The organism is Haloferula sp. (genome assembly GCF_049672945.1).
Taxonomy (GTDB): domain Bacteria; phylum Verrucomicrobiota; class Verrucomicrobiia; order Verrucomicrobiales; family Akkermansiaceae; genus Haloferula.
Window position 1 is genome coordinate 1 of sequence record NZ_JBATWY010000243.1, and the last position, 12,373, is coordinate 12,373.

Annotated in this window: 12 protein-coding genes; 4 read left to right on the forward strand and 8 right to left on the reverse strand. The window is 54.9% G+C overall.

Features of this window, described 5'->3' with window-relative positions; genetic code table 11:
* From WBG04_RS21275 to WBG04_RS21295, 5 genes are all read right to left on the reverse strand, one after another.
* Positions 1-992: sulfatase-like hydrolase/transferase (locus tag WBG04_RS21275; protein ID WP_424316763.1), on the reverse strand; the 992-nt coding region annotated here is incomplete at its 3' end.
* A gap of 33 nt (positions 993-1,025) precedes the next feature.
* Entirely contained in the window at positions 1,026-1,250 is a 225-nt protein-coding gene (locus WBG04_RS21280) for a HigA family addiction module antitoxin (RefSeq protein WP_424316765.1), read from the reverse strand.
* Between the two features lie 56 nt (positions 1,251-1,306).
* Positions 1,307-1,705 (reverse strand): TA system VapC family ribonuclease toxin, encoded by a 399-nt coding sequence (locus tag WBG04_RS21285; RefSeq protein WP_424316767.1) that lies wholly within the window; start codon positions 1,703-1,705, stop codon positions 1,307-1,309.
* Positions 1,702-1,932, reverse strand: coding sequence for a hypothetical protein (locus tag WBG04_RS21290; protein WP_424316769.1), 231 nt, complete (start codon positions 1,930-1,932; stop codon positions 1,702-1,704). The genes WBG04_RS21285 and WBG04_RS21290 overlap by 4 nt, the downstream gene beginning before the upstream one ends.
* A 158-nt stretch (positions 1,933-2,090) precedes the next feature.
* Positions 2,091-2,855: a transposase gene (locus WBG04_RS21295; RefSeq protein ID WP_424316771.1), complete on the reverse strand. Its 765-nt coding sequence runs from the start codon at positions 2,853-2,855 to the stop codon at positions 2,091-2,093.
* Between the two features lie 192 nt (positions 2,856-3,047).
* Between WBG04_RS21295 and WBG04_RS21300 the strand changes: the two genes are divergently transcribed.
* The 4 genes from WBG04_RS21300 to WBG04_RS21315 all read left to right on the forward strand — a co-directional run bounded on the left by WBG04_RS21300 (position 3,048) and on the right by WBG04_RS21315 (position 7,909).
* Positions 3,048-4,640: an arylsulfatase gene (locus WBG04_RS21300; RefSeq protein ID WP_424316773.1), complete on the forward strand. Its 1,593-nt coding sequence runs from the start codon at positions 3,048-3,050 to the stop codon at positions 4,638-4,640.
* A 410-nt stretch (positions 4,641-5,050) separates the two neighbouring features.
* Entirely contained in the window at positions 5,051-5,722 is a 672-nt protein-coding gene (locus WBG04_RS21305; protein ID WP_424316775.1) for a hypothetical protein, read from the forward strand.
* An 80-nt stretch (positions 5,723-5,802) separates the two neighbouring features.
* Complete coding sequence (locus WBG04_RS21310) at positions 5,803-7,065, forward strand: DDE-type integrase/transposase/recombinase (protein WP_424316777.1); 1,263 nt, start codon at positions 5,803-5,805, stop codon at positions 7,063-7,065.
* Entirely contained in the window at positions 7,049-7,909 is an 861-nt protein-coding gene (locus tag WBG04_RS21315; RefSeq protein WP_424316779.1) for an ExeA family protein, read from the forward strand. The genes WBG04_RS21310 and WBG04_RS21315 overlap by 17 nt, the downstream gene beginning before the upstream one ends.
* A gap of 530 nt (positions 7,910-8,439) precedes the next feature.
* On the opposite strand, the gene WBG04_RS21320 is transcribed toward WBG04_RS21315, so the two are convergent.
* The 3 genes from WBG04_RS21320 to WBG04_RS21330 form a co-directional block, all read right to left on the reverse strand.
* On the reverse strand, positions 8,440-9,915 hold the full coding sequence (locus tag WBG04_RS21320; RefSeq protein WP_424316781.1) for a hypothetical protein: 1,476 nt from the start codon (positions 9,913-9,915) through the stop codon (positions 8,440-8,442).
* A gap of 4 nt (positions 9,916-9,919) precedes the next feature.
* Positions 9,920-10,873 (reverse strand): c-type cytochrome, encoded by a 954-nt coding sequence (locus tag WBG04_RS21325; RefSeq protein WP_424316783.1) that lies wholly within the window; start codon positions 10,871-10,873, stop codon positions 9,920-9,922.
* Between the two features lie 137 nt (positions 10,874-11,010).
* Positions 11,011-12,096 carry a sugar phosphate isomerase/epimerase family protein gene (locus WBG04_RS21330; RefSeq protein ID WP_424316785.1) on the reverse strand — a complete coding sequence of 362 codons (1,086 nt, stop codon included), beginning with the start codon at positions 12,094-12,096 and terminating at the stop codon, positions 11,011-11,013.
* Positions 12,097-12,373 lie beyond the last annotated feature (277 nt).

Here is a 12,373-nt window from a genome sequence, read left to right on the forward strand (position 1 = left end):
GTCAGGCGGGGGATGTTGCCTGCATCCATGGAAGAGGCGGCGAAGGCGAGTTCCAGGATGGCATCGATATCGAATTTTTCACTCTGAACGTAGTCGGCGATGGCACCACCCTTGCCCACGGTGTCGAAGAGTGGCTCGGGAACCAGACCGGTGTCGGTGACGTCCTTCATGGTCTGCATCAGCCGGCTGCGCATTGCTGTGAGTTTTTCCGCATGAGCGGGATCGGTGGCCAGGTTATTAACTTCCCATGGATCGGCCGAGAGATCGAAGAGTTGCTCGGAAACCTCCGGCGTCTGCCATAAGGCGGCGTGCTCCGGTTTGAGGCTCCCTTCGTCAAAGGCCTTCTTGTATGCGACCCAACCGGGTTGGCCGAACTGGTAGGATGAGTATGGGGCGAGTGGGAGGTGCGGGTTGAAGTTTCTCGTATACTTCCACCGCCCATCGGTCAGGCCTCGACGGAAGCCGTAGTATTCATCGAAACGGTCTGCGTAGAGGAATTCCATTTCGTCGTCGTCGGGTTCGACTCGGGCCTTTCCTAGCAGTGCACGACCTTGCATCTGCTTGGGGATTTCCGCACCAGCAAGTGAAAGCAGGGTGGGTGAAAAATCGACAAAGGAGATCGGTTCGGTGACGCGTTCACCGGGGCTAAAAGGCGTGAGGTGTCTGAATTTTTCCGGAACACGGATGACTATCGGCACCTTGACGCCTGTTTGTTCGAGATAGCGTTTTCCGCGTGGGAGGACTCCGCCATGGTCCGAGGAATAGATGACGATGGTGTCTTCGGCCAAGCCCGCTTTTTCGAGTTGGTCGAGGATTTTTCCGACATCAGTATCCATTGCTGTGATGCGATCGTGATAGCGGGCGTAGTCCTTGCGGATTTCCGGGAGGTCGGGAAGATAGGGAGGGAGGTTGATTTCCTCGGGCTTCAGGCGCTTGGGCTCGGATGCTTTGCTTGCGAAGAGCGAGCTTTCGTGCGAAACCCCGACGCTCAAAAATGAAAAGGGTCGGTCCCGAAAAACGAGGGTTCAGTTAGCTGGGCTGAGTTCCTTGGCGGGTTTGACTGACGATGTCAGCTTCTTGCGGTCCTTGGCGAGGGCGCGGAAGTCGCATTTGACCTGGAGGCCGTGCCAGAAGTCGTCGGATTGGACGAAGAAGGCACCGAAGCGGATCGACATGGTGGGGGTGATGGAGCGCTTGCCGTGGACGATTTCATTGATGGCACGGGGAGCGACGCCGATCGCGCGGGCCATGGCGTCGGGTTTCGAGATGACGAACCTTTGTTTTCCGATCCCTTTGACATGAAGCGCTAGGGGATCGGCAGGGTGTTCTTGGGATGGTTGGCGATGAGACCTTTGTCAAAGGTGGCAAGTCGGCCCTTCTTACGTCTGCTCAGCTCGATGAGCCAGGCGTCGGTGATTTGGCGATGCCCTTGGATTGGGCGTGGCGAAAGTTCTTGATAGCCGAAGTTGTCGTCCCAGAACTGATGCTTGGGATGGGAAAGGATGCTTTCGAGAGTTTGCCAAGCGGCAGCCGAAGATGGGTCGCTGGCGAATTGCATATGGAGACGGAGGAGGGCTCCTTGAGTGACAGGGCAAGTGGCGAAGGATGACTTTGCTTTCGAGAACCAGAGATCAGCCCGCTGGTGGTGGACGTGTGTGTCGAGAACGAGAGCGAGAAGAACGTTGGCGTCGAGAAGAAGGGTCATGGGTTCTCAGAAAGGAAGTCAGCAACGTCGGTTGATGTGACAGTCTGCTTGCCTGGGACACGAGTGAAACCCGAGCGGGTGGTTTTCTTCGGAGCGGAGTCTTGGGAAGAGGGAAGCTGCCGCTTGAGGAGGCGGTTGATGGCTTTACTGATCGAAATGTCTTCCTCCCGCGCCAAAGACTTGGCGAGGCGGTAGTTCTCTTCTTCGAGATTGACGGAAAGTCTCACAAAGGAAATTTGGTGCAGTGGTGCGATGGTGTCAAGATAAGACTAGGATCTCAGGTCGACCTGTGGGGTGCTGGGGATCAATCTTAATTCTGTCAAGTTTTGCACCCTTGTGCCGGTTTCCCCGCTGGCGAACCCTTGAATTTCGAACCCAAGCCCTTTCATGGAACCGCGCTTCTTGGCGTCGGGTTTGGTGGAGTTGAGATCGAGGTGCGGGTGTTAGGCGGGTGGATCATCGACCGGATCGTGAAGGGTGAATGCTCGAAAAACGGGACCGACCCCTTTGACGAAAAACGGGACCGACCCCTTTGACACGCTTCTATAGCAGTCAATTCCGACAAAGCGAAGTAACCCATGTCCCGTAACACAAGGTCGCCTTTGCCGATTTCGGTGATAAGGTCCTTGCCGATGGTCTTGTCTTGCTCGGTGGCGAGATGAAGCGAATGGGAGATGACTTCGTTAGAAAGGAGGTCATAAGCGAGATTGATTTTCACTCCGGCAGTAGCCCCGTGATGGTTGCCGTGGGCGGGAAATACTTCAGCGTTGCCCTTGGGCATGACTTGTCCAGAAGCGTCCTCAATGATCACCCGGCGGATGACACTTTTCTTAAGCAATACGGCGGAGGTTTTGAAACGCTGGTGCGTCAGATCGAGGAGGACGCTCATCATGAATGAGGTCGAAGCAATGCTGAAGCGTTGGTGGAGGGATTGACGGGCCATGGACTTGTTGACGCGATCCTTGAGGCTGATGACGAGTTGATTGAGTGAGGCCTTGCCGGTGACTACGGAACTCATGAGAGTGAGTAGAAAAGCGGCGGGCGTGAATCGCTTCGACTTTCTAACAACCATCCCGGTTTGAGTTGCGATGAGATCGAGATCAGGCAGAATCGGCTTTGAGCGGTCGGTGAGTGAGGTCTTCCAAGACATACCGAGCTTGCCGGCTCGCTCACCTTGTCAACTCTTTTTCTGAATTAACTTCACTTTAAATCACTGTTAACCAATGCATTACGCCTTAAGCTGACGCGAATGGGCTTCAGCCCGCTACCCACTAAATTCTCAGATGTCCCTAAAAATTTGCAACTTTATCCATATTCGCCATAACCTTAGATCTACAACATAATGACTCGCTACATTTCTTCCATTCATTTCACTAAGAGACTTTCCTTAGTTCTATCTTGGTTCATTTTTACTAATGTTAGTTCTTTTGCTGCAGATGAGAGCAAGCCAGATATTGTCGTCATTTTAGCCGACGACATGGGCTATTCTGATCTAGGTTGTATGGGCTCTGAAATCAAAACACCAAATCTCGATACACTGGCAAAAGAAGGTTTGCGATTTATCCAATTTTATAACTCCATGCGCTGTGTTCCCACCCGCTCCTCACTTCTCACCGGACTCTATCACCACCAAGCGGGACTCGGCGGTTGGGTCACGCGGAGCGAGCGCCCAGGATACCTAGGCCACCTTTCAGAAAACTCTGTGACGATAGCAGAAGTGCTGCGCGATAAAGGCTATCACACTGCGATGGCTGGCAAGTGGCATGTGACGCCCTATGATTATTCGGATAAACCAGATCTCCACCGCGCGAGTTGGCCGTTGCAGCGCGGTTTTGATCAGTTTTTTGGAACTCTCGCCGGTGGTGGAAATTACTATAATCCCAAGAGCCTGATGCGTGGTAACGAGTTCATTCAAGTTGATGAGCATTTTTATTACACGCATGCCATCAGCGACGGGGCCGCAACATTCATCGATCAAGCACCCAAAGAAAAACCCCTTTTTCTCTACATCGCACACGTCGCCCCGCACTGGCCTTTACACGCATTGCCAGAAGATATTGCTAAATATGAAGGCGTGTATGACGTCGGTTGGGATAGCATACGCGAAACCCGCCACGCCCGTATGAAAGAAATCGGTATCCTCGCGCCGGATACACCTCTCAGCCCACGTGATCCGAAAGTCCGTGCATGGAAAGACGCTCCGCATAAAGAATGGGAGGCGCGTCGCATGGCCACTTACGCGGCGCAGATCGACAGCATGGATCAGGGCATTGGTAGCGTCATCGAGGCACTCAAACGACGTGGCCGGTTTGATAATACTGTCATCTTTTTCCTATCTGATAATGGCTCCAGCGATGAGGTTATCAATGGCGAGAACACGCGCCACGGAACATTCGCGCAAGGAGGCACACGGCCCGATGTCATGCCCGGTAGCAAAGATACCTATGCATCTGGAGGAAAGGGCTGGGCGAATGCATCGAACACACCATTCCGCCAATACAAAAAATGGACTCAGGAGGGAGGCATCGCCACCCCACTTATTGTTCACTGGCCGAAAGGCATCACCGCAAAAGGAAAGATCCGCCACCAAGTCGGCCATGTCATCGACATCATGGCCACCGCCATTGATCTCGCCGGAGCCACCTATCCATCGGAGCATAACGACCACGAAATTATTTCCCTCGAGGGTATTTCCCTGCGCCCTTCCTTCACCGATCATCCGCTCAAACGCGAAGCCCTCTACTGGGAGCATCAGGGCCAACGCGCCATCCGCAGCGGAGACTGGAAACTCGTCGGTAATCATAAGAACTGGAAACTCTACGATCTCAAAGCCGATCCCATCGAATCCCAAGACCTCAGCGCCAAGCACCCCGACCGCGCCAAATCCATGGCCGCCATGTGGGAAGCATGGGCAAAGCGCAGCCTTGTGAAATAGGTAAGTTATCTAGTATTCCCGAAAGATTAGCACCCATAAAACCTTGTTTTTTAAACAGCGAGTCAACAATGATCAAAATCCAGTCACTAGATTTTTTGACCGAGGAAAACTCCCCATTCTAGGACTGCGCCAGGTGGCCAAACGATTCGCTTATCTAGTGAGAGGGAAAACTTTTGAAGCAATTCTAGCGGAAATAGTTTCTTTTTCGGTGTTGTGGTGAGGGCAGGGATCAACGTATGTTGTAACGCTCCGGAATAATCACGGGAAATCGGGTATGTTCGAATTCGCGCTAATCTCGGGGGGTATCGCAGCGGGACTCGTTCGGAATGTGATGAGAATCCGCATGGCAGGCTGACGGAGCGCAGGGCTTTGAGCCGGAGGCGAAAAGACCGGAGCGGAGGCAGCCTGCCATGCGGCGGCGCGACCGGGGGGGGCGGATTGTTGGTGCCATGCTTGCGGCTTGGCGGTGGTGGCGGTTTGCTTTGAATCTCGCCCGTGCAAATTCACGCAGAAGCCTTGGCCGGAGAATCGCGCCCCTGCGCGCCGGAGAATCGCGCCCCTGCGCGCCGGAGAATTGTGCCCGGTGTGCCGGCAAGCAGAAGCTTCACAAGCACCGTACCTATCAGCGCAACGCCAACCCCACAGGTGAAGACACCGTAACGGTGTCTTGTTTCGTCTGCCCGCGCTGCAACCTGCACGTCAGCATCATCCCGGCGGGAATGCTCCCCTACCGCAGCCTTCCAGTCGGGAGCCTGGAGGCACACCTCGACTCCCGCCACGGGCTGGCCCGGCCAGTGGCGGGCGGAGGCGCGAGGCCTCCGCCCGCCTCCGAAGTGGAGCGCGGTTGCCTTGAGCGGGCCGAGAAAAAGCTGCTCGGGCGCATGACGTTCCTCTGCGGATGCCTGGGCCAAATGCTGCCGGTGTTAGATTACAATGACCTCGGTAGCTTTTGGCGAGCGCTGCGCATGATTGGCAGGCTCGGGGAAATCCTCCTGCATCTTGCCTCGGAGTTCAAGACCTCGCTGCTGGCCTGCTACCGCAGTTTGAAACCGCGTTGGGAGCGTAAGGATGCTCCCGCCTGAGATTTGACAATCTCTGGCTGGGCACCCCACAAAACCGTTGGTTTGGACTTCGCCCGGGACCGCCGAAGGCTCACCGCGTCATGCCAAACGACGCCCCTGACCCCAAATCCGCCCTCGCGCTGCTGCGTTTCGAGGTCATCTGCCACCTCAAAGCCCTCCATCAAGAAGGCATTCCGCTCGCCGAGTGCCTGCGGAGCGCTTCCTCGCGCCCATGGCCCGAGCCCGATGGCCACTACTACTCATACCGGACTTTGGAAACCTGGTGGTATGACTACGCCAAGAGCGGCTACACCGGACTCACCGGCAAATCCTCCCGCGCCGACGCCGGAAAAAGCCGCTCCATCGACAAGGAAACCGGCGAATGGCTCCTCATGAAAATCCAGGAAAACCCCAACACTCCGCTGCAAGTCCTCCACCGCCACTGGCAACAGCACGGCCACCAACTCCCATCCATCAGCTCCCTTTACCGCTTCCTCAAAATCCACGGCTACGACCGTCGCACCCTGCGTGCGGGACGACTCGAAAGCGGACCGCAAAAAGCCTTCGAAGCCCCCGCGCCCAACGATCTCTGGATGGTCGACTTCGCCACCGGACCCACCCTGCGCACCCCGGAAGGCAAAGCCATCACCACCCAGCTCTGCGTCATTCTCGATGACCACAGCCGCCTCATCACCCACGCCGCCTACTATCTCACAGGCGACACCATCACCTTCCTCCAAAGCCTCAGACAAGCCGTCCTGCGCCGCGGCCTGCCCCACAAACTCTACACCGACCAAGGCAAACCCTTCATCAGCCACCACACCCGCATCGTCTGCGCCAACCTCGGCATCCGCCTGCTCCACGCCAAGCCCTATCACGCCTGGTCCAAAGGCAAAGTCGAGCGCCTCATTCGCACCATCCAGCAAGACTTCGAAGCCACCCTGCGTCTCGAAAAGCAAAGCGTCCACAGCCTGGCAGAACTCAACACCGCCTTCTCCCGCTGGATCGAAACCCTCTATCACCTTCGCACCCACAGCTCCACCGGCATGACTCCCCACCAACGCTTCACCAGCGGCGCCCACCCCCTGCGCCACATCGAAGAGCCCGATAAAATCGACCCCCTCTTCTACACCCGCAGCGAGCGCGTCGTGCGCAAGGACGGCACCGTCACCCTCGGCAAAACCCTCTACGAAGTCCACCTCTCACTACGCGCCCTCAAGATCGAACTGCGCTACAACCCGCATCTCTTGGATCGCATCGAAGTCTGGCACAAAGGCTCCTTCCAAGGCCTCGCCACCAAAGCCGACCTCCACCTCAACAGCCAAACCTACAACCGCAGTCACAACTATGAACGCCCCAACTGACACCCTCATCACCACCACGCCCATCGAAGATCATCTCCGCGCCTGGGGCCTGCGCCACGCACCCTTCAGCCCCGATGAGAAAACCCCCGCCATTTTCCCCGCAACCCATCACCGCGAGGCCCATGACCTGCTCGACAGCACCGCCGCCCTGCGCGGCGTCATGCTCCTCACCGGAGCCTCCGGCAGCGGAAAATCCACCCTCATTAAAAACTGGATGCGCACCCTCGAACCCAAGCGCCACCTGCCCCTGCTCATCACCCAGTCCTCGCTCTCCGCGAGCGGCGTATTGGAAATCCTTCTAGCCAAACTCGGCGAGCGCCCCCGTTTCAAACGCAGCGCCAGCCTCATCCTGCTGGAAAAACATCTCGCCGACATCGACCCGGTCACCCTCGTCCTCATCCTCGACGACGCCCAAAACTACCCCGCCCCCGCCTTGGAGGAAATCCGCATGCTGTTAGGAACAGGAGGTCGTCAGCGCAGTGCCTTCGCCCTCATCCTGGCGGGCGACGAATACCTCCTTGGCAGCCTGCGCCTCTCCGTCCAGCGCGCCCTCTTCACCCGCATCAGCGCAACCGCCGTACTCGCCCCACTGATCCGGGAGGACATCGCCCCCTACCTCAACTGGCAAGTCAGTCGTGCCGGTCTCGAACGCGACATCTTCGAACCCGCCGCCATTGATCTGCTGGCCGAAGCCAGCCAAGGCAATCCCCGCACCCTCAACCTCCTTGCGCAAGCCGCCTGGCTTGCCGCCGCCCGCAGAGCCGCCACCACCATCCATCCAGACCACGTCCACAGCGCCCTGAGCCAAGTCCCCGCCGCCAACGCCAAAAGCACCAACCCCTGAAAAAGACCGGGCTCCGCTGTCCTGGCCCTCCGGGCCACCCGCAGAGCCCGTTCTTTTGCCCCTATCTCCCGCGCCCAAATCGAAAACATCCCCTCCGACCCCGCAAAACCACCAGTCATCTCCACAAATTATCACGGTCAAATCACCCGCGATTAACGCGACGCGCTACACGAATGGGGAAGCTCCGAAAATCCTACCTACTTCTTGGCCAGTTAGGGAGAATTCCGATTGCCAATCACCTAGAACCATCACGCGGAAGGCAAAGCCGACTCCAGCGGCAAGAAGGGAAAGAAAGCTAGCCCAGAAGATCAGGCTTTTATCGGTTTCGCTAATTTGATTCGTTGCTGTCATGGGTTGTCTATGTGCGTGTGGGAAGTACAGATATCCTTGCTGTTTGGCAAGAAAACGGATTTATAACTTTTTGCTAAGTATCCGCGAAACGTATAATTAGGGGAAGTTGCGCTTTTTTTGGGATGAAGAGCTATGGGAATACTGGCTTAGTCTCGGAAACGGTTCCGATCGTTCCGCCGTTAGTTTTTCAGGGAATTGAGCGTGTAGTAGAAGTCTCGGTTTGCCAGCGGTTTTCCGTTAGCTGACTTGAGGCCCTTGATGGTGATTTGATAGACGCGAAGTGGCTGTAGGCTCTCAGCTTTTAGAAAAATGGAGTTTTCATCGATTTTTTCGGCGGAAACTTTTTCCTTTCTTTTATCAAGCATGGGGCCGCCATATTGCCACGTGGATTCATAGCGGAAGGAGCTTAGCTCATATTTCGCTTGGTTAACATTGGCAGGTGGTAAGGTGAAGCGGAGGTCGAACCCGTCTTTCTGTAGGGTGATTGCTTTTACATCGAAGGGGGTGATTCCTTGCCAGGTGGTGCGCTGTAGACCTTCGCCCAGTTTTCCCCAGCCGCGGATGGTGTGGCCGGTGTAGAGTGTTTTCCCATCTGCGGTAAATGTGGCGCGGTTTCCGCCAGAAAGGAGGCCTTTGCCATTGATGAAATGCGTGCAGGAGCCTTGAAATTTCCCATTCACCTCATCGAGCATGATTCGGGTGATACGTGGGCTATTGTTGTCAGGGATTAGGATTTGCCCGGTGAAAGGACCGAAGCCATCGGGGATTTCTATCGGCTCGCTGGCGGAGCGATTCATTTGCTGGTATGGAATAAGTACCGCGGGGCGGGTGCGCATTTCGTTAATTTCTTTTAATGGCATTTTCAGTGGATCCTTGCCTTTAGGCCATTTCGGGTCCCAGACGAGACTCGAAGGGTGGCCGTAGAAATGATCTTTCTGCACGTGATAAAGTGGTGTGGTGGCGCGCCAGTCTCCCTGATTGTCGGTGGCCCAGATGTTTCCCCTTGAGTCCCTCATGATGCCATTGTGCATGCGGAAACCTTTGGCAAATGGGCTGACTTCCCCGTCTTTGGAATAGTGCATGACCCAGCCTTTCCATTGTACGCTGGAGTAGTTTCGCCCGCGGCGGCCGATCTTGGAGTATTCGCCCCGGACGTGGTGAAAGGTGGGGCCATTGTAGGAGGCGGTGCCTACAGCGATGTAGTAGCCGCCTTGCCCATCTGGGCAGATTTCGTTGGTCTCGTGATAATTTCCGCTCACTCCCCATGCATCGGTCAGTGTCCGGTAGGAGTCAGCTACGCCATCTCTATCACTGTCTTTTACTTCTGTGAGTTCGGGCATTTGGCTGATGACGATGTGCCCGGGGGCTTTTACCTCGATGCCGCAACCATTGTGGAATCCGGAGGCGAAGTGCTTCCAGGGGAATTTTGTTGGGTCGGTGGTGGGTTTTGCTGTGAGGATGTCATTGCGGCGGAGGACGACGTAAAGAGTGCCTTCCGAGTCGAACTGTATTCCGCCGATTTCTGGTGGTATGCCTTCTGGGAGGCGAATTGTTTCGGTTCGATAGCTTTCCACAGCAGAGGAAATTCCCATGCAGAGGAAAAAAGCAGAGGAGATAAGACCGGCGATGGAAGTAGAGGAAAGAAGCTTTGTCATGTGCTTATTTCTTGATGGATTTGATGTAGATTAGGAGAGCTTGGTATTCGCCGTCCTTGAGCTGGTAGGGAGGCATGTAGTTTTCCGGAAATCCTGCGGCGATCTTTGCGTTGGGAGTTTTGATGGATTCTAAAATGTAGGCGTCGTCTGCCAGCACTGGTGTTTTCGAGCCATTGATCTCTCGCTTTTTCCCATGAAGGTTCAGTAGGCTGGGGCCGTGGCTTAGTGAGCCATCTAGCGAATGACAGGAGCCGCAGGCCATGGCCTCAAAAATCTTTTCTCCGGAGGCGAGGTTGATCCCGCCTGTCAGGAGACTCTTTGCCGGGTTTCCGTTATATTTGCGAATTTTCTCGCCCTGGATGGTGATGAGGATTTCCCGTGGGGAAATTGTTTTTACCTGATGGCCCGGGAGATCGGTGGAGTAGCTTAGCTCAGCTTGGCCGGTGGAGGTGTAGCGGGCCTGGAGTTGATATTCCTTTTCGCCTTTGCTAATTGTGCAGGAAATGGTGTTACCGCCAGCCTGGAGTTCGAAGACGAAATCGTTGCCTTGCTTGTGATGACCGAGGAATTTCGGTGGCTCTGATAAATCTGAAAGGCTGGTACCAGCGAGCTGGATGGGGTGTTTTCCCTTTGCCTGATAAAACATCGTCCCTACCAGATGGGGGACGTAAGCATTGGAGAGCCGAGTTCCCCGCTCCGGGTCTCCCCAGTAGGATTCCATGTCGAGAAATCCTCCTTTCCAAGCGTAGAGCAGGCGGCATTCCGTCGTGTCCCAGCAGTAGGAAAATTCACTACCGTAGTTTACACCTATGGCGGCGGGGAGACCACCGATGGGGGTGTATTGACCGGGAATATCCTTGCCTTGGTTGGGATTGTATTTCGGAGAATTAGCTGCGTCCGAATGGCGTGAGAGAACGGTGGTATCCAAGCCGGGCTCTGGCATAAAGGTACGTAGCAAGAGAGGTCGCTTAGGGGAGCCTAAAGGGCGATTGCTATACGTAATGGGATCTGCACCGCTGCCGTCAGATGCTTCCTTCTGCCCGTGACTGGAGACTACGAAGGCAGTGGTGAGAAAAAGGATTTTCCACTTCATGCTTAGAGGCTTTTGATCTGGCTCTTGAGGTAGGCGAGTGCTTCTGGAGCTTGGGCTTCAAGGTTTTTCCAGCGGCATTCCATAGACATTGTTTGGCGATAGCCGCTTTCTTTGAGCGCGCGGAGGTAGGGGGTGAAATCGAAATTTTCCACGCCAGGTGGAGTGCGCCTAGCTTTTTCAGCAATGTGACAGTGCCGGATATGCTTGATGCAGGTTTTAATATCTTCGGGAGATTCCTCATTCTTGGCCACGTGATAGATGTCACAAACAAGGCCAAGGGAGGGGTGACCTACTTTTTCTATGATGGAGGCCCCTTGCATTTGAGTATTGATGAAGTTGTCCTCTCCGCGATTTAGTGGCTCGATCCAGATTTCTACTTCTTGTGCCGCAGCAAGTGGGGCCATTTTTTTTAAGAGAGAAACAAACTGAACCTCGGCTTCTTCACGCGGGAATTCTTTTGGGATTTTTCGTGATCCTGAGCTACCGAAGACGATGCCCTTAACTCCGAATCGCTTTGCCCGCTGAAAGACGATATCGGCGTATTGGAGGACTGCTTCGTGATCGGCATTTGGGCCGGTGGATTTGAGCTTTGGAGGGATAAATCCATTACAGGCATGAATACGGATCCCCTGCTCGCGCACGTGCTCTAGCATCTCGGCAATCTTCGCCTCAGGAATGTTTGGCTGGAGGATATCCCCCGTTCCTGCCTCGATGTAGGAGTAGCCAAATTTCTTGAGCATAGCGAAGTCGCTATAGTTTGCCCGGACGCCGAAGTCAGAGAGAAATAGCTCATCGGAAATGGGATTAGCCATCGCTTGCTGAGCACCGAAAAGACTTAACAAAGCTCCTCCCGTCAGCTTTCCAAAAGAACGTCGGGAATATGATATCGCGGGCAAACATTTATCCATGCAATTGAGATTACGTCGATAAACGTGGGAATTATACAAATTTTTCAGATTGTCAGAATTTAAGAAGTTCTGGTTGGCAATTAGTAGTGATTTCCGGTCCCTCGTGAGGGGGCGGTTTGATACTTCTTGGATTCCATCAGCTGCGATTGTTTCAATCCGCGAAAAAGAAAATCGGGACATCTGAGGATTTAGTGGGTAGCGGGGTTGAAGTCGAGTGGATTGGGCAGCGTCCGCAGCGGCGCTGAAAGGGGTCGGTCCCGAATGGCACGTGATTAAGGCCGTCCGTCGTTGATTTTCTGTTAGATTTTGCTCCACGAAAAACCCTGCCTCCGGTAGCTTCAGACGTGACTCAAAAAGAACCGTTCCTGACAGGGTTTTCCAAGCACCTTTGTGGCAAAGCAAAGCGCTCCGCGCAAGCCGTTATCTCCGACTTCCGCAAACGTTCCGCACGCCGATC

Coding starts and splice junctions, on each gene's coding strand:
- WBG04_RS21280 (WP_424316765.1), bottom strand. CDS start 1,250: ATGGCCCGCGCGATCGGCGTCGCTCCCCGTGCCATCAATGAAATCGTC.
- WBG04_RS21285 (WP_424316767.1), bottom strand. CDS start 1,705: ATGACCCTTCTTCTCGACGCCAACGTTCTTCTCGCTCTCGTTCTCGAC.
- WBG04_RS21295 (WP_424316771.1), bottom strand. CDS start 2,855: ATGTCTTGGAAGACCTCACTCACCGACCGCTCAAAGCCGATTCTGCCT.
- WBG04_RS21300 (WP_424316773.1), top strand. CDS start 3,048: ATGACTCGCTACATTTCTTCCATTCATTTCACTAAGAGACTTTCCTTA.
- WBG04_RS21305 (WP_424316775.1), top strand. CDS start 5,051: ATGCGGCGGCGCGACCGGGGGGGGCGGATTGTTGGTGCCATGCTTGCG.
- WBG04_RS21310 (WP_424316777.1), top strand. CDS start 5,803: ATGCCAAACGACGCCCCTGACCCCAAATCCGCCCTCGCGCTGCTGCGT.
- WBG04_RS21315 (WP_424316779.1), top strand. CDS start 7,049: ATGAACGCCCCAACTGACACCCTCATCACCACCACGCCCATCGAAGAT.
- WBG04_RS21320 (WP_424316781.1), bottom strand. CDS start 9,915: ATGACAAAGCTTCTTTCCTCTACTTCCATCGCCGGTCTTATCTCCTCT.
- WBG04_RS21330 (WP_424316785.1), bottom strand. CDS start 12,096: ATGTCCCGATTTTCTTTTTCGCGGATTGAAACAATCGCAGCTGATGGA.